The 20,667-nt window shown below is 61.5% G+C and carries 21 protein-coding genes and 1 pseudogene; 11 read left to right on the top strand and 11 right to left on the bottom strand.

Annotation, left to right across the window (positions count from 1 at the left end; all coding sequences use genetic code 11):
• Window positions 1–15 precede the first annotated feature (15 nt).
• Window positions 16–1,215, bottom strand: a complete 1,200-nt coding sequence (locus ACMYR3_RS08355) for a TCR/Tet family MFS transporter (protein WP_424191196.1) — start codon at window positions 1,213–1,215, stop codon at window positions 16–18.
• The gene (locus tag ACMYR3_RS08360; protein ID WP_424191198.1) at window positions 1,212–1,964 is read right to left on the bottom strand and encodes an SDR family NAD(P)-dependent oxidoreductase; all 753 of its coding nucleotides are present in this window, start codon (window positions 1,962–1,964) and stop codon (window positions 1,212–1,214) included. The genes ACMYR3_RS08355 and ACMYR3_RS08360 overlap by 4 nt, the downstream gene beginning before the upstream one ends.
• Window positions 1,965–2,226: 262 nt before the next feature.
• Here ACMYR3_RS08360 and ACMYR3_RS08365 point away from each other — a divergent pair, with 262 nt between their 5' ends.
• Window positions 2,227–2,574: a hypothetical protein gene (locus ACMYR3_RS08365; RefSeq protein WP_424191200.1), complete on the top strand. Its 348-nt coding sequence runs from the start codon at window positions 2,227–2,229 to the stop codon at window positions 2,572–2,574.
• Between the two features lie 226 nt (window positions 2,575–2,800).
• Window positions 2,801–3,106, top strand: a complete 306-nt coding sequence (locus ACMYR3_RS08370; RefSeq protein WP_424191202.1) for a DUF736 domain-containing protein — start codon at window positions 2,801–2,803, stop codon at window positions 3,104–3,106.
• Between the two features lie 75 nt (window positions 3,107–3,181).
• On the opposite strand, the gene ACMYR3_RS08375 is transcribed toward ACMYR3_RS08370, so the two are convergent.
• Window positions 3,182–4,072, bottom strand: coding sequence for a hypothetical protein (locus ACMYR3_RS08375; RefSeq protein ID WP_424191204.1), 891 nt, complete (start codon window positions 4,070–4,072; stop codon window positions 3,182–3,184).
• 6 nt (window positions 4,073–4,078) lie between these two features.
• Window positions 4,079–4,372 carry a helix-turn-helix domain-containing protein gene (locus ACMYR3_RS08380; RefSeq protein WP_424191206.1) on the bottom strand — a complete coding sequence of 98 codons (294 nt, stop codon included), beginning with the start codon at window positions 4,370–4,372 and terminating at the stop codon, window positions 4,079–4,081.
• 262 nt (window positions 4,373–4,634) lie between these two features.
• On the opposite strand from ACMYR3_RS08380, the gene ACMYR3_RS08385 reads away from it, so the two are divergent.
• The 9 genes and pseudogenes from ACMYR3_RS08385 (at window position 4,635) to ACMYR3_RS08425 (ending at window position 11,734) form a co-directional block, all read left to right on the top strand.
• Window positions 4,635–4,982, top strand: a complete 348-nt coding sequence (locus ACMYR3_RS08385; protein WP_424191208.1) for a DUF2958 domain-containing protein — start codon at window positions 4,635–4,637, stop codon at window positions 4,980–4,982.
• A 262-nt stretch (window positions 4,983–5,244) separates the two neighbouring features.
• A complete protein-coding gene (locus ACMYR3_RS08390; RefSeq protein WP_424191210.1) occupies window positions 5,245–5,991 on the top strand; it encodes a DUF2285 domain-containing protein in 747 nt (248 codons plus the stop codon).
• Between the two features lie 115 nt (window positions 5,992–6,106).
• The gene (locus ACMYR3_RS08395; RefSeq protein ID WP_424191213.1) at window positions 6,107–6,394 is read left to right on the top strand and encodes a helix-turn-helix domain-containing protein; all 288 of its coding nucleotides are present in this window, start codon (window positions 6,107–6,109) and stop codon (window positions 6,392–6,394) included.
• Window positions 6,395–6,416: 22 nt separating this feature from the next.
• A pseudogene (locus tag ACMYR3_RS08400) lies at window positions 6,417–7,241 on the top strand (replication initiator protein A); the annotation flags it as partial.
• Between the two features lie 289 nt (window positions 7,242–7,530).
• The gene (gene parA, locus ACMYR3_RS08405) at window positions 7,531–8,169 is read left to right on the top strand and encodes a ParA family partition ATPase (protein WP_424191215.1); all 639 of its coding nucleotides are present in this window, start codon (window positions 7,531–7,533) and stop codon (window positions 8,167–8,169) included.
• Window positions 8,166–8,411, top strand: coding sequence for a chromosome partitioning protein ParB (locus ACMYR3_RS08410; protein WP_424191217.1), 246 nt, complete (start codon window positions 8,166–8,168; stop codon window positions 8,409–8,411). Before parA ends, ACMYR3_RS08410 begins: the two co-directional genes overlap by 4 nt.
• Window positions 8,408–8,941, top strand: a complete 534-nt coding sequence (locus tag ACMYR3_RS08415; protein WP_424191219.1) for a DUF2840 domain-containing protein — start codon at window positions 8,408–8,410, stop codon at window positions 8,939–8,941. Before ACMYR3_RS08410 ends, ACMYR3_RS08415 begins: the two co-directional genes overlap by 4 nt.
• Window positions 8,938–9,456 (top strand): S26 family signal peptidase, encoded by a 519-nt coding sequence (locus ACMYR3_RS08420; RefSeq protein WP_424191221.1) that lies wholly within the window; start codon window positions 8,938–8,940, stop codon window positions 9,454–9,456. The genes ACMYR3_RS08415 and ACMYR3_RS08420 overlap by 4 nt, the downstream gene beginning before the upstream one ends.
• Before the next feature lie 319 nt (window positions 9,457–9,775).
• Window positions 9,776–11,734 (top strand): DUF3363 domain-containing protein, encoded by a 1,959-nt coding sequence (locus ACMYR3_RS08425; RefSeq protein ID WP_424191223.1) that lies wholly within the window; start codon window positions 9,776–9,778, stop codon window positions 11,732–11,734.
• Window positions 11,735–12,121: 387 nt separating this feature from the next.
• On the opposite strand, the gene ACMYR3_RS08430 is transcribed toward ACMYR3_RS08425, so the two are convergent.
• The 7 genes from ACMYR3_RS08430 to ACMYR3_RS08460 form a co-directional block, all read right to left on the bottom strand.
• Complete coding sequence (locus ACMYR3_RS08430; RefSeq protein WP_424191225.1) at window positions 12,122–12,451, bottom strand: DUF1330 domain-containing protein; 330 nt, start codon at window positions 12,449–12,451, stop codon at window positions 12,122–12,124.
• Between the two features lie 129 nt (window positions 12,452–12,580).
• A complete protein-coding gene (locus ACMYR3_RS08435) occupies window positions 12,581–13,375 on the bottom strand; it encodes an SDR family NAD(P)-dependent oxidoreductase (RefSeq protein ID WP_424191227.1) in 795 nt (264 codons plus the stop codon).
• 520 nt (window positions 13,376–13,895) lie between these two features.
• Window positions 13,896–15,341, bottom strand: coding sequence for a hypothetical protein (locus ACMYR3_RS08440; protein ID WP_424191229.1), 1,446 nt, complete (start codon window positions 15,339–15,341; stop codon window positions 13,896–13,898).
• A gap of 76 nt (window positions 15,342–15,417) precedes the next feature.
• Window positions 15,418–16,836, bottom strand: coding sequence for a UvrD-helicase domain-containing protein (locus ACMYR3_RS08445; RefSeq protein WP_145768954.1), 1,419 nt, complete (start codon window positions 16,834–16,836; stop codon window positions 15,418–15,420).
• A complete protein-coding gene (locus ACMYR3_RS08450; RefSeq protein WP_424191231.1) occupies window positions 16,823–18,553 on the bottom strand; it encodes an ATP-dependent nuclease in 1,731 nt (576 codons plus the stop codon). The genes ACMYR3_RS08445 and ACMYR3_RS08450 overlap by 14 nt, the downstream gene beginning before the upstream one ends.
• Window positions 18,554–18,720: 167 nt before the next feature.
• Window positions 18,721–19,434: a TIGR02391 family protein gene (locus tag ACMYR3_RS08455; protein WP_424191233.1), complete on the bottom strand. Its 714-nt coding sequence runs from the start codon at window positions 19,432–19,434 to the stop codon at window positions 18,721–18,723.
• Window positions 19,435–19,457: 23 nt separating this feature from the next.
• Window positions 19,458–20,363: an AbiJ-NTD4 domain-containing protein gene (locus tag ACMYR3_RS08460; RefSeq protein WP_424196427.1), complete on the bottom strand. Its 906-nt coding sequence runs from the start codon at window positions 20,361–20,363 to the stop codon at window positions 19,458–19,460.
• Window positions 20,364–20,667: the final 304 nt, after the last annotated feature.

The raw sequence follows: 20,667 nt of genomic DNA on the forward strand, positions 1-20,667 counted from the left end.
CCGTTGGCGCGGGCATCAGCTCAATCCGCGCACAGAGTCCCTCGTCGCACTGAATCGCAAGCTGAGCACCAGCGGCACAGCTATCGCGTTGACAATCAAAGCCGACAGCCAGATGGCCCCCGGCCATCGCTCGCGAACGACGAAATAGACGCTCGAAAACACGAGTGGCCCGACGATGGATGCCAGACTCATCGCGGACGCAAGCACTCCTTGAAACTGGCCTTGCCGACTCTCATCGACGAGGCGGGTCGCAAGCGATTGCAAGGCGGGCGTGCCCAGGCCAGCGAGAGCAACCACCGGCATGATCGCGAACACCACCCAGCCTTGGGTGGCAAAGGCCATTACCACCAGCGCGACACAGGCTCCGGCGATGCCGGTCAGGACAACTCCGCGTTCTCCCAGCCATTGGACGGCGGGGCCTGGCAGGACCGCTTGCGCCAGTGCCTGGCACACGCCGAAGGTGCCCAGCGACAGGCCGATCCATAGGCCGTTCCACCGGAACACATCATGGCCCCATAGCGCCCAGCAAGTGCCATACACCTCGCCGGTCGCGCTCAAGATGAAGAAGACCCCAATGACCGGCATCAGCGTCTTCATCGAAAAGGCCCAGCGCAACGGGCGCAGCGGATTGAGCGCTGCAAAGTCGATCTTCTCTCGGCTTGGCATGCGAGACTCCGGCAGGACGAGGAGCGCCAGCAGCAAATTACCCGCGTTCAGCACGGCCGCAGCGATAAACGGCAGCCGCAGTCCGTAGTCGCCGAGAACACCGCCGAGGATTGGGCCGAGGATGAAGCCGATCCCGAACATGGCATTGAACAGACCAAAGCGCCTTGCGCGCGTGCTCTCGGGTGAGATGTCCGTGATGTAGGCCGTTGCGACCGAGATATTGGCACTCGTCAACCCCGCGATGGCACGGCCGACGATCAGCAACCACAGGGACGGAGCGAACGCCATCAGCACGTAGTTGACGGCCGCGCCGCCCAGTGAGATCAGCAGCACCGGTCGACGGCCAAGTCGATCGCTCAAGGCACCGAGGACGGGCGCGAAGACGAACTGCATCGCCGCGTAGAGCGCGGTGAGGACGCCGACGTATGACGCGACGTTCGCCGCATGGGTCACGTCCTCGATCAACCGCGGCAGGATCGGAAAGATCAGGCCGATCCCGACCGCATCAAGCGCGATGGCTGCGAAGATGACGATGAGGGGTTTATTCATCGCGACGCGTCAGTGACGGGCTTGCCGTCGTGGAAGACCCCGCCTGTCGGCCCGTCTGCGCCAAGCGTTGCGGCCCAGACGATGCCCTTTGCGGCTTCGGCAGGAGGCCGGTCGTCGGCGTCGTCGCCTCGTTCCGGGTGGGTGGCGACCGCCCCCGGATCGACGGCATTGACGAGGATCGATGTGTCGGCGAGCGCCGCGGCCAGGGTCGCCGTCAGCGCGTTGAGGGTGTATTTGGAGAACGAATAGGCAGGTGAAAAAATGGGGCCGGGTTCGGGACTTTCTATCTGCTGTGTCGCAGCGCTCGTGACATTGACGATGCGGGCGGCCGGAGCCTGTCGCAGAAGCGGGAGCAGGGCCTGGATCAGCCCCCAACAGCCGAACACATTGACCTGGAATGCCGAATGGAGCGCGTCGAAATCGACCTCGAGCGCCGAACTGGTATCGAAGTCGGGCATGGTGCCCGCGTTATTCACCAGCACGTCGAGGCGATTGATCGTTCGGGTGAGACGATCGGCCGCTTCGTGAATGCTGGACCGGTCGGCCAGATCGAGGCGCAGCGAAGTCGCTTGGTGGCCCGCTTCGCGCAGTTCTGCGGCGAGCCGTTCCGCTTGGCTTTCGTCCCTTGCGGCTAAGATGACGTGATGGTTCTTCTCGGCAAGCGCGCGAGCCACGGCGAAGCCGAGGCCCAGCGAACGGCTTGCGCCGGTGATCAGTGCCGTACGGGAAACAGAGGGAAGACTTTGCATGAATCGCTCCTTTGTCGATGTTCGACCGGAGCGGTTCGTCGGGATAAGGAACCACACGGACGAACAAATGAATGCCAAAACGGCATCGGCTGTTCGTCGTGGGGTCTCCTGCGTTAGCGAGAGACAGAGCTTTCGTTTCCGAAAGGACTTGGGCTTACCAAACCAAGTCTGCCTTTTCCGACGGGATCACTTTAGCATCGACTCAGTTTCCCATCAATCTGCTCGACCGACGCCACGCTGATAGAAACGCTGGCGTGCGGCAATGGCAACGCACAGCGGCCTTGCGCGCGGACCGCCGCAATGGCGGGGCTTGTGGGGCTACGCCCCGGCTTGCTGCGGCAGGTTGTGCCAAAGTGTGCCGTCCTCGACGCTGGCGATTCACCGCCTGGTCGTCACGAAGGACGGCTCACCGACAAGGCCGTCCACCATGCTCTTCCACACCGCGAACGATCAAGCCTACGCCGACGCGCGAGGAGCGTTCATCCTCGGGCGTTTGGAACTGACCTTGACTGCGGGAGGATGCGTGCCGGTGGCGCTGCTGTGCGGAGATGCCGGAGCCAGGCTGCCTTTCGGCGGGATCGCACCCAACGGCGGCCTTGGCTTGTCGTGAATCCTGGCGAGGGCACGGCTTGCGCCTCGGGCTTGATGGCTGCAACCGTCCGGCCCAGCAAATTTCCCCGACCTGCGGTCTTCCTCGCGAGACAAATTTCTTGTGCCTCCCGGTCCTCCACTGCGTTGCGGCCGCTGCGCAATGCAGCCCGCCCGACCCTCGCCCTTCGGATCACCGACAAGGCCGCGATGGGCGCGACCTTGATTCACCGAAAGGAAATTTCATCATGGCAAACATCGGCATCTTCACCGCACAAAACGACAGCTTCGCCGGCACGGTTCGCACCCTAACGCTCAACGTCAAGGTCAAATTCGTTCCGAACGCCAAGGAGAGCGAGAACGCTCCGGACTACCGCATCGTCGCCGGCAATTTCGAGATCGGCGCGGCGTGGAAGAAAGTCAGCAAGGCGGAACGTCCTTACCTGTCGGCAACCCTGGATGACCCGTCGTTCCCGGCGACCATCTACGCCCGCCTGGTCGAAGGCGAGGACGGCGCGCACAACCTGATCTGGTCGCGCAGCAAGGGCGACTGAGCGTCGCCTTCGCGCCCCGCTTCGGCGGGGCGCATTCCGACAAATGCCCATCGCCGGAAATTTTGAGATGGTGCGTCAGGAAAGCTCAACACCGAACTTTCGCTGCGATAGCCAGCTTCGAAATTCGTGCGGCGTCAGGTGATAGCCTTTCAAGATGATGTCGTCCTTCCGGACGAACGCCTCTGCGTCCTGTTGTGGGTCTTTGGAACTTGGAGCCCCCTCGAACGTCAGCCCAACATACGCATAGCGGTCTTCCGATGTATGCGCGACCAAAACCGGGCCTCCACTCAGGCCACTGAATCCCCATCCATGCTCGACGTCCAGCGTCGAGCACAGTATGTAGGTCGGTTTCTCTGGTGACGGCGGCGAGGTTGCTAGGTCCACCGTAACTCGCGGCATCGGTGCCGCCACCTTATCGCTGGACCGGTACTTGTGGTCGTCAGGAAAGCCGTACGCCATCCACACCGGCTGAGCGATCGACCAGTTCGGCTCTGTCCAGGCGTCGAGATTGATCGCTTCGGCACCTCGGTTGTCCTGAATAGCTGGCCAAACCTCGCTCACATCAGCAATGGCGATATCGGGTCTCTCCGCATTCTCGCGATCTAGATCGGCGAGCGCTTCAGCGTTATCTACGTCAGATGCCAGAGGAAAGTTGCGGCAGCTCACGAATGCCCATCGGTACTTTCCTTCGGGGCTGTAGGAGGCGAAGTGGCGAACTGTTGTTCCTGCATGGATTGCGGGAGCTATGCGCTTCCCAGTCCGAATGGCCTCAGCGAAGAATGCCGAAAGGACATGGTGGCATGTCACTGCGTACACGTGCGACTCAAACTGCACAAACGTCACCGTTGCGCTGGTTATCGATTCGTTGTGCCCTCCCTGCAAGAACTGCGTAGTCGCGAACAAAGGGGCACAGACGTGCTTCACGAGTCCGTCAATGCTGTCGTCCGTCGAATCAACATAGATCATCAGTGTTTAGTTTTCTTCTTCTTTGATGGCAAGGGCTGACAATTCCTGCCGCACCTGTCCTAGCAGGTGCTCAAGCTTGCGTTCGCTGGCGCCTGCATAGGCCAGCGTCAGCAGCGTGAGCGGATGCACCTCCATCACCTCGCACAGCTCGGCGACCTTGCTCAAGGTCGGACTTTTGAGGCCACGTTCGAGCGAACTCATGTAGGTGCGGCTCGACACGTCCGAGAAAGCTTCCTGGCTGAGGCCACGGGCTTTTCTGACTGTCTTGAGCGCCGCAGGGAATGAGTTCTTCGATGTCATCAGATCGTTTCAGGTAAAACGAAGATGACACCCGATAGCGCCCTATAGGGCTACAATCTATAGTGTTCATTTGATAATCTTCCCTGCTTGAGCTTGCGCCGGACGTGCTTATGCTGAAAGCCGCTTTTACTGAAATCAGGGCTTCCGTACTTCCGCCTTCGTCGATTCGTGCATCCACGGATTTGGCGGCATCCGCTTGTGTGCTTCGACGTAACAGAACAAATACACAATGGCGATTCTGTGCAAGATGGAGGAGGCAGCCATGACCCCGCTCATCACCGACGACCACCGCACCCAACTACTGGACAACGGCGCTGCCGCCGCACGCGGCGAGCAACGCGACCCGTTGCCGGTGGTCAAGCTGGTCACTCTGGACGCGCACGCGACCTGGCTGCTGACCGAACTCAATCCCGCCGACGGCGACACGGCCTTCGGTTTGCTCGACCTCGGCATGGGAACGCCCGAACTCGGCCATGTGCGGCTCTCCGTGCTGGAGAGCATTCGCGGACCACGGGACTTGGCCGTTGCACGCGATCCGTATTTCACGCCACGGCGGCCACTCTCCGAGTACGCCCGGCTGGCGCGCGAGGATGGGTCGATCAACGACTGACGGGGTTGGCGAAGGCCGCCGCAGCCTGATGTCATCAGGATTAAGACTCACACTGCATCAATCGCGATTGCATGGCACGCCGGCACAGCGCTGACGTAAACGGCCTGAATCCACCGCGCGCATTGCCGCAACCTGCGATGCCGCCACGACTGGCGGCAGGACTTGCTGCTGTCTGCTTTGGCGTCTCGACGGATTTCCTCACGTAAAACGATATCAACGTCTCGGCCGTGGCGCGCCCTGTTGGCCGATAGGAGATTGCGCCATGAACCAACACGCCAGACATTGGCACCCTGTTGCCGCGTATCTGTTTGTCCTGCATCTCGACGGGCCATCGCTGGCGTGGGAGTACCTGCGGCGCAACCCGAACTATCGACTCGATTGGCAACACCATCGCTGCGAAGACACACAGGCGCAATGCTGGTATCTGCGGCAGTACGAAGACCCGGGCCGCGACGCGCGATGCGTGCAGCCTGCATGGCTGCCTGAGTTCGATGCCTCGATCCCCTTGCGCGTAGACGACGACCCACCCGAGGTCGCGCCGGCCTTTTGCCTGTGGAACATCCCCGGCCATAAGTCGCTCAGCGACGACGGCCGGCAGTTGCGCCTGACCAGCACCGTTGGCGACCAAGTGGCGCACATGACCCTCGCACGCGACCTGGAAGACGGTATGCCCTACGCCTATGCCGTACGCGCGGGACAACAGGCCGGTGCCCGCTGGCGCGCCATTGAAGCACAACTGGCAATGCTGAATACCGCGCCGGAAGCTTCGCACCCGCGCCCCAGTCGCACCGCCCTCGCCCACATGCACGCCTTGCAGGCGCTCGATGGCGTGCTGTCCGGGGCCTCGCAACGCGAAGTGGCCGCCGCAGTGTTCGGCCGCCAGGCCGTTGCCGAGCGCTGGTACGCCGATGGCGACCTGCGTGCCCAAGTGCGGCGCACCATCCGCGCGGGCAAGGCGCTGATGAGCGGCGGCTACCGCCGCCTGCTCCAGTTCGACATGTTCGACTAGGGACGTTCGCGCGGGGCGCACTTCATCCCTGCGCAGAACGCCGGTCTTTTCCCAGACTGCCTCCATCCGGCGGCGCTTGGCCCGTCGGCGATGAACACCGATGAAGGCCCACCCTATGAGACCAATGCCGAACCGGCCGCAGGCTGCACCCGCCGCTACGCCGCAGTCCACTTCGACGAAACAGCCGGCGCGCTACCTGACCAACGACGAAGCTGCTGCCTTCCTGCGGCTGTCGCCGCGCACGCTGGAAAAGCAGCGTGTCATCGGCGGTGGGCCGCGCTTTCGGAAGTTTGGTCGGCGCGTGATGTACGCCGTCGTCGACCTCGAAACCTGGGCCGATGCGCGCAGCTTCGAAATGACCTCTGATCCCGAATACGCCGCCCGCCGGAACAGCGGACGTTGATCTTCGATGGACTCCTTTGCTGATGACCATCGAGCGCGACCCACAGCGCGAGCAGCTCGAACTGTTCCACGCCTTCTCCGGCGAGCTACCGGCGCGCGATGCGCAGGATCTGATGGCCTACCCGTTCTTCTCGCTGGCCAAGAGCAAACGCACAGTGCCGATCGACTTCCGCACCAGCAGCGTGACGGTGCGTGTCGAGGGCACGGCCGAGCATGGCATCGCGACCATCTGGGATGCCGACATCCTGATCTGGGCCGCCAGCCATATCGTCGAAGCACGCGACGCAGGCATTCGTTCGTCGCGGCTGATGGCGGCCACGCCCTACGAGATCCTGCGCTTCATCGGCCGCGGTACGTCGCTGCGCGACTACCAGCGCCTCAAAGCGGCTTTGGACCGCTTGCAGTCCACCAGCGTGGCCACCTCGATCCGCCAAGCCAATGCGCGACGCCTGCACCGTTTCTCGTGGATCAACGAGTGGAAGGAGCGTGCCAACGGCCAGGGCCGGCCGCAGGGCATCGAGTTGATCCTGCCAGACTGGTTCTACGCGGGAGTGCTCGAAGAGAGCCTGGTGCTGACCATCGACGCCAACTACTTCCGCCTGACCGGTGGCATCGAGCGCTGGCTGTACCGCCTGGTGCGCAAGCACGGCGGCTGGCAGCGCGAGGGCTGGCGCTTCGAGTTCCCACACCTGCATCGCAAGTCCGGCAGCCTGGCGCGCTTCACCGACTTCGCCTACGACCTGCGCTGCATCGTGGCGCGCCAGCCGTTGCCGGGTTACACGCTCGCCGTACTGCGGCCGAGGCATGGGCCGGAAGTGCTGACCTTTCGAGCTGTGCCGTCTACGGCACCACTGCGCCCCGGCGGCAGCTTCAACACCAGCCCCGGCGCGGAGTTCGGTGTAAGGCACGTGCCTGTGGAAAAACGGTGAATCCGCTCGTGCTATCGGGAGTGGGCATCCTCGTGCTATCAGGCGCAGCGCTGTCGTGCTATCAGGAGTATGGATCGGCCGCAAAGCCTTGTACAGCGCGGGCTTCGGCGTTTTCTAACTTAGGTTCTAACTTTGAATCTATAAAACTAACGATAAGAAGACCCGGCGCGCTGTGGATAAACCGGCGACGTGCTGGAGGTAGCGCCTCATGATCATCGCGCTACTGAACCAGAAAGGCGGCGTCGGCAAGACAACCCTCGCCACGCACATCGCGGGCGAGCTGGCGATGCAAGGCAGCTCGGTGATCCTGCTCGATGCGGACCCGCAAGGCTCCGCACTCGATTGGACGCAGCGTCGCAGTCAGAACGGTTTGCCCAGACTATTCGGTGCAGTTGGTCTCGCACGCGAAACCCTGCATCAGGAAGCACCGGAACTCGCGAGGCGCTGCGATCACATCGTGATTGATGGGCCGCCTCGAATCGCGGCCCTCGCACGCTCCGCGCTGCTTGCCGCCGATCTAGTGTTGATCCCCGTGCAGCCCAGCCCCTACGACGTGTGGGCCAGCGCCGAAATGGTGGCGCTGATTCGTGAAGCGCAGGTGTTTCGGCCTGCGCTTCGCGCGGCCTTCGTCATCAACCGGCGTGTCAGCACCACGGTAATCGGACGCGAGGCGCGCAGCGCGCTCGCCGATCAACCTCTGCCCTCACTGTTGTCTGAAATTCGGCAACGCATCGTCTTTGCCGACAGCGTCGCCAGAGGTGAACTCGCGCGCGAACTCGATGCGGACAGCATCGCGGCGCGCGAGATCGCAGCGCTCACCAATGAAGTGCTGAGGCTGGCGCGATGAAGAACGGCAAGCGTGTTGCCATCGGCGCGCGTCCTCCCACCGATCCGCACGCAGATGCCTGGGTCCGCCAAGGCGACGGTGCCGACATCGGCAAGACCGATCTCTACACCGCGCGGCTGACTATCGACGTGACACCGGCCATGCGCGCCCGCATCAAGGTCGCCGCCTTCACGCAAGGCATCACGGTCGCCGAAATGCTGCGCGACCTGTTGGAACACGAATTCCCGGAGAAACAGCCATGAATGCACTTCAGCAAACCACTCGTCATGCGGCCACAGCGCCACCTGCCGTGCTATCAAGCGTCACGAACACCACGCCGCTGACGCGCGTGTCGCTGGCGTTCGTTGTGCAGCGAATCAACCTCTATCTGCGTTTTGGCCATCCGGTACGCGAGCAGCAATTGGATCGCTGGCGACGCTGCGCAACCTTTCTGCCTGCTGCCATCTTCTGCCGCGTGCGCTGGGAGTCCAACGACTACGGCACGACACGCTGGCAGCTCATGGTGTTGCAAGCCTGTACCCCGCTCGATGCGGTGCAACGCATCGCCGGTGTCCAACCCGGCGCGCGCCTACTGCTGCACGCCGAAGGCGCGTTGCAAGTGCAATCGGTGCTGCCACTGATCGACACCATCGAAGCGCTGGGCATTGATCCGGCGGCCGTGTCGCCCGCGTACTGGCGCACGCTGGGCAATCGATTATCCGCACGCCTACCATTGCCGCCCTACTCCGCTGAACGGCATGCAGCATTCCTCGCGGGTGAAGTGCTGCGATGAACGCTCGTCGCCTGCTTGTCTCGCTTTTCACCGGCCTCGGCATTGCTGCGCTTGCTTGGCCGTCAGTGCATACGCCCGTTGCGCGCATCGTCTACAACCCTAGCAACAGCGTGCCGCGCGGCTGGTACCGCATCGGCTCGGCGGACTCATTGCACGTCGGTAGCATTGTGCTGGCCCAGCTTCCGGCAGATGCCGCCGCACTGGCTGCGCAGCGCGGCTATCTGCCCGAGCACATCCCGCTGCTCAAGCGTATCGGCGCAATGGAACCACAGCTGGTGTGCATCGACGACCGCATCGCTCGCATCGACGGTGTGGCGGTAGCTCATGTCCGAGCAACAGATGGAAATGGCCGTCCACTGTCGGTCTGGCAGCAATGTCGGCGGCTTCGCAACGGCGAACTGTTCTTGCTCAGCAAGACGAATCCAGCATCGTTTGACAGCCGGTACTTCGGTCCCATTCCTGTCTCCGACGTGATCGGTAGCGCGCAGCCGTTATGGACGTGGAACGCTCCATGAACGTGCAGCGCTGCATGCCGTTCTTCGTGCAGTGTCACTGCACTTCGCTTGCACCACAGCCTGCGGCAGCGGTGCATCACCCGTGCAGACGATCGCACCCTGACCGTCGGGGTCGGTCGCGTCAGCGATCGGAAAAGACGGAGGGCAAGATAAAAGGACGCGGCACTTCGTCGCGTCGAAAGCCTTGTCTGCACGTGGGTTGGCGCGGCACGGGCTGCTTGTCGCGATGTGCCGCGCGCGGCGCGAAGGCTGCGCGAGCATTGAAGATGTTACGTGCTTCGTTCGTCGGGTTGCGCTGTACTGCGCCGGAGTCTGCATCGTGAGTAATCGCGAAGATGATCGTTTTCGGGTACGGCCTGGCACGCCCAAGAACCGCCAGCAGAAGTTCGTTTCGCAGGTGCTGAAGGAGGTGAGCAAGGCCGGTGGCAAGTCGGGGCGCAAGTCAGGGGCGCGGCCTGGTGCACGCCTTGGGCGTGGGCACGTGGCCGCGCGTTTTACCGGCAGCACTGCGCAGCCGGGCTCACGGCGCGTCACCATCAAGACGCGTCTGGTGAACCTCAAGCAGGCCGGGGGGCGCTCTACCACCACGCACCTACGCTACGTCGAGCGTGAAGGTGTGGGCCCGGCCGGTGAGCCAGGCCAAGCCTACGGACCGGCGACAGACAACACCGACCTGGCCGCCTTCGAGGAACGGGGACGAGAAGATAGGCACCAGTTCCGCTTCATTGTCTCGCCGGAGGATGCCGAGCAGCTCGACGAGCTGCGCACCTACACGCGACACCTGATGAGCCGTATGGAGGCCGACCTGGGAACGAACCTGGACTGGGTGGCCGTGAACCACTGGAACACCGACAACCCGCATACCCACGTCGTGCTGCGCGGCAAAGACGACACGGGGAAAGACCTGATCATTTCTAGCAACTACATCTCACACGGCATGCGCGAGCGCGCCTCGGAATTGGCGACCGAATGGCTGGGGCCGCGCACCGAGCTGGAGATCCAGCGTACCTTGCTGCGCGAGGTCGATCAGGAGCGCTGGACCGGCCTGGACCGCACGCTGCAACGCGAAGCAAAGGATGGGCTGAACCATGTGGATCAGCCTGCTCTCGACCCGGAACTGCGGCAGCAGCGCGTGCTGCTGGTGGGTCGCTTGCAGCGGCTGCAACGCATGGGATTGGCGAGCGAGCAGCAGCCCGGCGTCTGGGTGGTTCACGCCGATACCGAACCCGTCTTGCGAGCGATGGGCGAACGCGGCGACATCATCCGCACCATGCTGCGGGCCATGGGCGGTGCGCAGCGCGACCTGGCCGTGTTTCAGCCAGAAGAAGAAAGCCGTTCCATTATCGGCCGGGTAGCCGGCAAAGGGCTTGCGGACGAGCTGTACGACAAGGGTTATTTGGTGGTCGATGGCATTGATGGCAAGGCGCACTACGTGGCATTGCCTGCCAAGACGGAGCTGGCGCAGTACCCGGTCGGTGCCGTGATCGAAGCACGCGGTTCAGCCGGATTCCGCGCGGCCGACAAGAACATCGTCGCGCTGGCAGTCGACGGCCTCTACCGTACCGATCATCACCTCGCCGTTGCCAAGTCGCGGGCTCAATCCCAGTCAACAGTCGAACGCGATCCGCACGAGGTGGTCAATGCCCATGTCCGGCGTTTGGAAGCACTGCGGCGGGCGGGCATTATTGAGCGCATCGCCGAGGGCGTCTGGCGCGTGCCAGCAGACCTGCTTGAGCAAGGTCGGCAATACGACAGGCAGCGGCTGGGTGGCGTATCGGTGGAACTACGTTCGCACTTGCCTATTGAGCGCCAGACTCGTGTGACCGGCGCGACCTGGCTGGACCAGCAATTGATCGGTGGCGCCAGCGGTATCGCTGACAGCGGTTTCGGCAGTGAAGTGCGGGAAGCACTGCGGCGGCGCTCGGATTTTCTGATCGAACAGGGGTTGGGTGAGCAACGCGGACAGCGCGTGATCCTGGCGCGCAACCTGCTCGCAACTTTGCGCAGCCGGGAACTGGCGAATGCTGCGCAGGACATGGCGGCGGAGACCGGATTGCAATATCGGCCCACGATCGATGGCGAGCGGATCAGCGGTGTCTATCGCCGCAGCGTGATGCTCGCCAGTGGGCGCTTCGCCATGCTGGACGATGGCATCGGGTTCAGCCTGGTGCCATGGAAGCCGGTGATCGATCAGCGGCTTGGACAGTCGATAGTTGCAACGGTAAGAGGTGGCAGTGTGTCGTGGGAGATTGGACGGCAGCGTGGCCCCTCTGTCTGATTAATGTTTGCCCATCTGAACTTCGCTAACGAGCTATATATGACAGCTGGACGTGGTTGTTTACGAAGCACCCAAACCATATTTCTGAAGGCCAGCCACCATAAACCGTAGTGCTCTAAGCGTTTGCGTCAACGCCCGAGTACTGCGAGCGACTGCGTCCGCCGACGGTGAATATGTTCTGCGCTAGGTTCTGGAGGGCGAGGGTTTATGTCAGAAGGCAGTTAACGGTTACGCAGTGAGCCACCGATGGCCTGAGCCGGTGCAGCGTTCGCACCGGCGGTTAGGCGTTACTTTTCTCATGTTTCGTCAGAGTTTTTTGGTTGAAATACAAGGAATAGTTCTTGGGTCGGATTTAACTTTTCAATCTCTAGCGGTCACAGTAACCGGCTATCCGAACGCCGTTGGATCAAGGCCCTCTACTATGACGACCGACCCTCCATCCGTGAGTTCGTTGATGCGAAGCATTCGGAGTGGCGTGTAGGCAGCTGAATTGTAAAATTCAGTGGCCTTTGCTTTGCTAGGAAAACGAATGACCACAGTCCAATTGCAATCCCACTGACCTTCTAATACGTCTGTAGCGGCTGATGCAACTTGGACTTCGGCTCCTATCTCGTTGAGCTGCACGATCGCGGGCATACCATAACGCTGCATGTATTCTTCTGTGTTCTTTACACGTAGCGTTGCAATCAGATATCCATTGATGGTTGGCGAGTTCAATATCATCTCCTTATTAGACTTTCGACGCTATTTACTGAAAATATGTTGCCATGACGCATGCGGTCTGCACCATGGGGCTATCCCCGCCAGGGAGCGGGAAGGCCAGCATTACTAACAGGCAAAGCATGTCTACGCAATCGCCCGCACCACCCCACCGTCAACTCGCAGCGCCGCCCCGGTCGTTGCCGACGCCCGTGCACTACAGACATACACAATCATCGCCGCTACCTCGTCTGGTGTTGTGAATCGCTGGAGCACTGAGGAAGGGCGAGCCGTCGCGAAGAACTCCCGTTCCACGGTGGCGACGTCAATGCCGCGGCTCGCCGCCATCTGCGCAACGAATCCGCCAACGCCTTCCGAGGTGGTGGGCCCGGGCAGTACGCTGTTGACCGTGACACCGGTACCGGCGAGCGTCTCGGCGAGCCCGCGCGCCACGGCGAGTTGTGCGGTCTTGGTCACACCGTAGTGGACCATCTCAGTTGGAATCTGAAGGGCCGATTCGCTCGAAACAAAGACGATCCGCCCCCAGTTGCGCGATCGCATTCCGCGCACATAGTGACGCGAGAGCCGGACGCCGCTGAGGACGTTGGTTTCGAAGAAACGAAGCCAATCGTCATCCGCAATATCTTCGAACGATTTCTGCTCGAAGATGCCGAGGTTGTTGACCAACACATCCACCTCCGGCAGTTGGCCAACCAAGGCCTCGCAGCCTTTGCTGCTGCTCAGATCGGCTGCGATCCCGGCAATGGTCGCTCCGGGAAAGTCACGTCGTAGCTCATTCATCGCGCTGTCGACGCGCGCCTGAGTCCGACCGTTCACAGTGACGTCAGCACCTTCTGCAGCCAGCGCACGTGCTGTTGCGAATCCGATCCCGACCGTTGATCCCGTCACGAGCGCCCGTTTTCCCTTCAGTCCTAGATCCACGATAGCTCTCCCACTCGATTATTACAATGGCCTTGTAAGCCTTGCCATTATTGGGTTTCATCAGATTTACCCCTCTCAATACCGTCACCGATACCGTCTCCAGAAGAATACTTAGTGTTCATGCGGGTTTCCGGGCGATGACGAAAAACTGATCTCGTACTGACTATTCAAGACTATTGGTTCTGAAACCGCTCTCAAGCGTTGAAATAGTAGCCGACAGCAGATCAAGCGCACGTGAATACCGACGAGATTTTCACCCCGCTGATACCGTCACGAATGCCAAAACGGATAGTGCAGTCCGTACGCTGCTCCAATCCCGCCAATGAATCCGCCACTGATAATACTGCAATGGCGACACGATTAATCTCGGGCGTTTCGGTGCAGGCAATATGGAAGCAACCGGCCACTATGCTGCCGGTTAGGCAGGCCCGACAACGGCCAGACCGTCGTGTCCCGCGATCTGCTGGAGGCCACCGACTGGCGGCGCGTTCCGGAGGCTTTCCAGCCTCGCAAGTAACGATCATGTCATCACTTTCCGCGCTGCCAGTTTTGCCTCAAGCAGACGATAGGCCAGCTTCTCATCGAGCTTCGGGAGGTTCGGTTCGTACTGCAAGAGATCAGCCAGCACCGGCGTCACAACATCGAACAGCGCCGACAGCAGCGCTTCGCCGACTGCACGCGGCTCTGCAAGATCCTCCAGCAGCCCCGACATTTCGCCGTGGGCGAGCTTGTTGCGGCCTTCTCGATAGACCTTGTGGACGGCGGTATCCACCGTGAGCGCGCCCTCGGGCACGGTCTCCCCCTCAGGCCTGAGCGCAGTCTCGGCGAAGCTTTTCATATCGTTCGCCTTGCCGCCTGCGCCCGATAGCCCGTCAGCGGCACAGCCATAGTTGACCACTGCCATGAAGTCGGAAGCCTCGCGACGAGCTTCACCGACCCAGTACAGCGCATTGGCCCAGCGTTCGACGAGATGCAGCGCATGTCCGCTTCGCCGTCCATCGACGTAGTGCTGCAAGATGCACCCGGCGGCATCCAGGAAGGATTGCTCGCCCGCCATCTTGGCAGCCAGCGCACCCGGACGTCCGCCAAGGCCAGGCATCTGTACGCTCGACCCACGCAATATCCGGCCGTCCAGCGTGGTCGCGAACCGGTCCTCTACAAAAAGATGCTGCCGGCCGGCTTTCGTAAATCGTCGCGCATCCTCGACCTGGAACCTCAGTCCGATTGCGTCAATCGCAAGTCCCACCACCACCGACGCTTTGAAATGAGACCGCGCATGCTCATGCCCTTCCATCCGGATGGTCGCTACCCAGCTGTAATGGCGCAGCGTACGCAGAACGTCCAACGCATGCGACGCACGGCGGCCACCCTCGGTGGCAGCTGATCGAGTGGTCAACTCCTCCATGTCCAGTTCACGGGCCTCGAACTGGCGGATGAGCTCGCGGACCTCCGAGTCCTTGACAAAGGAATCGAGCCACTCCGCTCTCGGCAGGAACCGCACTGGCCCCACGGCGAATGCCGGCACAGCCTGATCAGAGTGAAACAGATGGCAAGGGATATGCCGGTCGACGTCGGGACTCGCGCTGGCGGCCAGTTGCTGCAAGCGCGCTTGGTAGTCGTCGGCGAGCACAGCATAAAAATCGTCACCGAGCAGCACGTCGTGCTCATTCTGGCCGTCCGGTACTGTTGGAAGGCGCGATTGGCAGTCGCGAAGCGTGTCCCCGATGGCCTGGAACGAGAGATTCATGAAGGCCTCCCGATCAATCGTCTGGCGCAGGGCTTCGCGTGATTTCCAGTTTTGCTGTGACAGCAAGTGAGCCGCGTCCACGCCGACTTGCGTGACCGGATACTGACCGCCTTGCGACACCGGAATGGCAAGTGGAACCAATGGGTTCGCGCTGAGGGCATGCCATTGAGCAAAGGTCATCGCCTTCGCCTTGATCACGTCCTCGACGATCGTCTCCATGAGCTTTCCAGCGGGCGTCTCTGTTGCACCGCCCGAGCTTGCAAACTTGTTCTCTCTTGCCATTTTCCCTTCCTACTTAGCCCAATATGGGGCTGGCGCTACACACAACCAGCTTCATTGATCCGCGGGTCATGGCCACATATAAGTGCTGTGCGCTCATGCCCTCCGTATTCAGCACCACCGCCACTTCCGCCTCCAGCCCTTTGAGCAGCAGCGTGCTGCCGACTGCACGCTTGGGCAACGGGCGGCCCAACAATCGGTTCTCTTCGCGCACGCGCCTAGCAGCCTCCGCAAGCGGGACGTTTCCTGCCGAAGCGCCACGCAGCGCCTTGAGCACGCCGTAAAGAATGGCGGGCCGATGCACGCGCACGTTCGGCATCTCACGCAGCTCTGACAGCAGTGTTGCGGCTGCGGCGATGCAGGGGGCGCGCTGGAACGCCAAGGCACAGCTCTCCGCTGCGGACGGCGGATTCCTTGCGGTTCCTCGGGCCAACGACTCCAGACGCCGTGTCAGCTCTGCGACACCCACGTTGGTCATGACGCTTTGCGCCAGCGCAAGCAACTGCCCCATGGCCCCCGCAGACGCAACATCGAAACTATTACCGAAGGCGATGAGGTCTTGCAAATCAACTGCCTCAACGGTCGAGGCCCCTGGCGTCTGGCTTGCAAAGTTCTGCTGGCTCGAACGGTTACGGCTGTCCGCGATGATCAGCACGCGCCCGTCGGCGGTGGGCGGCAGCGTCCGCGCGGCAGCCAGTCGCTGCGGGTGGTCGTTGGGCGGGATGGTCTGAACCCACGTCACATGTGCTGGTGGCCCGGTGCGCAGATCCACCGACTGACCAGCCACCAACAGGCGGCGAACCTCCAGCAGCCATTGTCCGAGTGCTTCCGCACCGGCACTGCGCCACCGCCACGGTGTGGCCAGTTCCGCCACGACCGGGAAATGCGCGCACACTTGCTGCTCCCAGTTGGCCAACGCGTTGCCACCGAACCCGAAGATGCCCTGCATCGGATCGCCAAGCACGCAGGCCGGCAGAATCAGCGAGAGAAAGTAGATGAGATAGTGCTGAGGCACCGAACAGTCCTGGTACTCGTCAACAATGAGGTGCGTGTAGGACGCTTTCAGAACCTCGCTGACGTGCCCGGCCTGCAACAGCTTCCAGGCGAATTCGCGGATCGCCGGGTAGTCTCGCGCCGGCGTGGCGAGCCGCAGGATGTCCGGGTCGTGACCGCTGCGACCCGGAAAGCTCGCAATCAACCGAATGGCCCAGCCGTCGATGGTGCTCAATCGATAGGCACTGTGCGGCACACCGGCACGGTCCAGCCGGCCACGAAGTGCCGCCACGCCAGCATTCGTGTGCGTGAGCACGAGGATGGGTTTGCGACCTCGGTGAGCGGCCAGGGCGTGGGCGATCAACTGTGTCTTGCCGCACCCGGCCGGTGCCGTAACGGTACCGCGGGCAATCGCGCGCAGGTCGATTTCAGCGGGGCCCATGGGCAGCCCACGCAGATACCTGGTCCACCAGCGCCTTGAAGCCTGGATCGCATAGCGGCAAGTCCGGCGCCACGATGGTCCGTGCTACGTCCTCCATCCAAGAGATGGACTTGAACCAACCGGCCTTGCGTATGCGCGCCGCCTGCCCGAGCATGGCTCGGCTTGGCACTGACAGCGCTTGCGTGTTCTGGATTTCGTCCCAGACGGCCTGAACGGTCAGCGTGTTGTTAGAGACGGTGCGCAGGTGTTCGTGAATCAGGTCGCCATGCAGGTCGTGGGCATATTTGATCAAGTGCTGGCAGGCCACCGGCGTGAGGCTGCCAAAAAGTTCGTCCTCCAATGCGCGTCCTGCGCGGTAGGCGACGACCGCGCCACCGGCCTGCAGAAATGCCTGTTCGATGGCAGGCGTGGGATTCTTATCGTCATCCCGCACCACCATCACCCTGTAGCCTAATGACTGGAAGGCGGCCGCGCGGGCATAGGGGCGTTCGGGCTCGCCACCGCCACAATCGACCATGGCAATGCCCTGTGCTGCCAGGGACACGCCGCCGTGTTCGACCCGGTGCAAATCCAGGCCACGCAGGAGTCCGATCTCGCTGGCCCCTTCGCACACGATCACGGAGCCAGCCAGAAAGGCCTCGGGATAGAGGCGAATGGTGCTTTGGGTGTCGTTATCGGTGCCCACCATGCGGGCCTCGTGGCGATGGAGACTGCGGCGCAGTACGAAGAGCTGGCCGCCCGACAGCTCCCTGAGCGCCACTGGCGAATGCGTAGTGAGAAACGCCTGCAGCGGGGCCGCTTCCTTCGCTCCGAGAGAGCCGAGAAACCGAGCAATGCGGTGCGGCTCAAGGCCGTACTCCAGTTCGTCCGAAAGGACGATCGACGCTTGGCTGGCCGCCTTACGCTGTAGACCAGCGACCAACAGGCGCGTGGACCCGACCCCGAGACTGCGAAGCGGGATGCCGCCCTCGTTGTGCAGGGAGATGGTCCCGCCTCCGAACGACACGGAATGCGAGTCGAGCAGTGCTCTCGCCTTCGCGCCGATGTGGACGCCGAGTTCCTGCGCGGTCGCAGCGACGATCCCCAGCGCTTCTCCCAATTGCAGCTCGGCCTGATCGCCAAAGGTGCCGCGCGCATCCCGCGCAGCCTTCACGAGGGCTGCCGAGGCATCAGCGCGCTCCTCCGAGATGCGGTTCAGGACCGAGCCTCGCTGCCAGCCCAAGTTGTAGTCAGCGAGCGCGCCGATCCGCGTCGGCGCCAGGGCCAGACGGTCCTTCCACGCGAGTGTCTTCACCAGACCTTGCTGGGAAGCGCGGTCGGAGATGAGAGTCCAGGATGGCTCCAGGTCGCTGGCGACGGTCAGATTGAGGCAGAGAACCACCTCTGCACCGGCGGACGGCTCGTCTTCGACGATGCCCGTGGCGGCGTGATAGCCGCGCAGAAACGCACCGAAGCTTTCCAGCGCACTCATGCTGTCATCCAGCGCGCCCAGCGTCAGCGTGATGCTGATTGGAGCGGTGATGTCCAGGCCGAAGAAGTCAGCGTCGGAAATCTGGACATTGCGCCTAGCGCCCATGCACAGATCGACCGCATCCAGCACCGTGGATTTTCCGCTATCGCCCGTGCCGATCAGACAATTGATGCCAGGCGATGGACACCACACCAGTTGCTTGATGCCACGGAAGTTGGCGATCTCGATCTTTCTTATTCTTGCCATTGGGTGCCCCTGTGATGATGCGGCCTGTTCCGCTTAAGAAAGTCCTGGTGCAGAAGCACATTGCGAAGTGTTCGATTCTTTGCGCTGCCTGCATTCTTTCGCAGGACATCGCCTGAGTTCCAATGGCCCACGGTCATATCGATAACCACCGATGCAACTGACGCGACTCAGGTCTTCGGAGCGTCTTTCGCTTCATAGATCCGCCGGGCTAGAAGGCTGGCGAAAATCAGATACTGCGCGGCCTTCTCCGGGTCGAGATCATGATTTAGCGAATGAGCCTTGGGATTGCGAATGCCAAGGTAAGCTCCGACCAAAATTTGCATGAACCCCTTCTGGTCATTTTTTCCCGACTCCGTGTCGAGTTCGCTGAGGATCAGGTGCGGCTTTTCCAAGCTCAACACTTGTGTCGCTAGAGCCGCGCCGTCGAGATCCAGGCCGGTGCGCTCTCGCATCAGATCAAAGATTGCAACGACGGAGTTCAACACGGCATCGCGGTAGTGTCCGTCCACATAGTGCTGGAAGGCATGCGCGAAGATAACCGGATGCAGCAGTTCCTCGAAGCCTATGCTCGGTTTGGTGCCCGTCGCGTCGCGCACATGCGCTTCTGCCCTCACCTCAACCTGGGGTAGATCGCGCGCAAGGATGTCGTCGTAATCATTAGCGTCGCCAAATCCGATATGCCTCCCAAGATTTCCCATGTCTTGCTCAGGGAACCCTGCGCCGGTCCACAGCTTGCGCAGCAGTTGATAGTCGGCTTTCAAATAGCCATTAATCAACTTGGCCCCTGCTTTATCGTCGCTCGCAAGGAGGCCTTGTGCATCGATTGCTTTCTGACGCATTGCCCGAAACAGGGCATTTACCTCCAGGTACCATTCAAGCATTGCGTCTCTCCCAGGTTGACTTCCTACTTCTTTCGCAGCATCAACTGGATCATCGCGAACAGGCGGTGGAACAGGTAGTCGACCTGATCCACATCGATCACCGGCACCTGGCTGATCTCCGAATGCCGTATGAGGTGACTGTTTCCAATGGAGTTCAGTTCTGTCGCTTCTGTCTCCAGTCTCTCCCGCAGCGACGGCACAGAAGTCACCGCGTCGAGGATGATCTTGACCGACCGTTTCTTATCGCTCGGGTCAGCGAGTGATTTGAGACGCTCCCATGCGTCCCACAACCGCTCCAGCGCTTCGCGACGCACCAATGGATTGCAGTCCGAAAACTTGGCCCGGCACTCGTCCAGCATGTTATCGAGCGTGCGATCCCCCGTATTGAAGAGCGTTCGTTTCAGCTCTTCGCCAAGCACAGGCGGGAGCACTCGTTCAATTCGACCATTGGGCAGCATCTCGAACGCAACCCCGTTGCGCGCGAATATGCGATTGACGGTCGCGCGGAAGTCCTCCTGCCCAGCTTCCTGGTCGAAGGTCAGGTGGTGATGACTGAAGAAGTCGTGATACTTCCCGGAGATCGGCTTTGCCACTGATGTGTGAACGAACTCGATGAAGTCCAAGACGAGCAAGGTGTCCGGCGCGAACGGCTGGCGCTCAGCAAAGTAGCCCTCCCCGTCAATGGAGACGGTCTCCAACGGCCAAGCCAGACCCGGCATTTCTGCGCTTACGGAAGCCGCCAACGCGTCCGCATCGCCGCCGCAAGTGGCTTGTCCATCCGGGCAGCGTTCGGGAAAACGCAGGCCGAATGCGCCGCTATTGATCAAGGCCTGTACCGTTGCCACGAGGCCCGCCCAGACCGTGGGCAAAATCTCCTGCTCGGTGCGTGTGCGTGGACCGTTCTGACGATCGCTGAAGTAGTCGATCATCACGTTGACTCCGTTCGTGGCCACACCACGATCGTGGCGACGCGTCTTTTCAATAATTTCATCTCCCTGGGCAGAACTAACGTGTTCATGCTTGAGGCCTCAACAGCGACGCGCTATTTGGACTCCTTTGGTCGGTGAGGTTCATTAAGGTCACCACCAGTGGCGCCATGGGGCCTTCTAGCAAAGTCCGTGTTGGCAATTCAGAATGCATTATTCTAATGAACTTTTGGTCGACCTTCGTGTAGACACGTCGTCCAACGAGGTTTATCCACCGTCATGGCAATGCGCTTTCTTCAACCGCTTC

Origin of the sequence: Ampullimonas aquatilis, from assembly GCF_049675895.1 — a bacterium.
GTDB lineage: Bacteria > Pseudomonadota > Gammaproteobacteria > Burkholderiales > Burkholderiaceae_D > Ampullimonas > Ampullimonas aquatilis.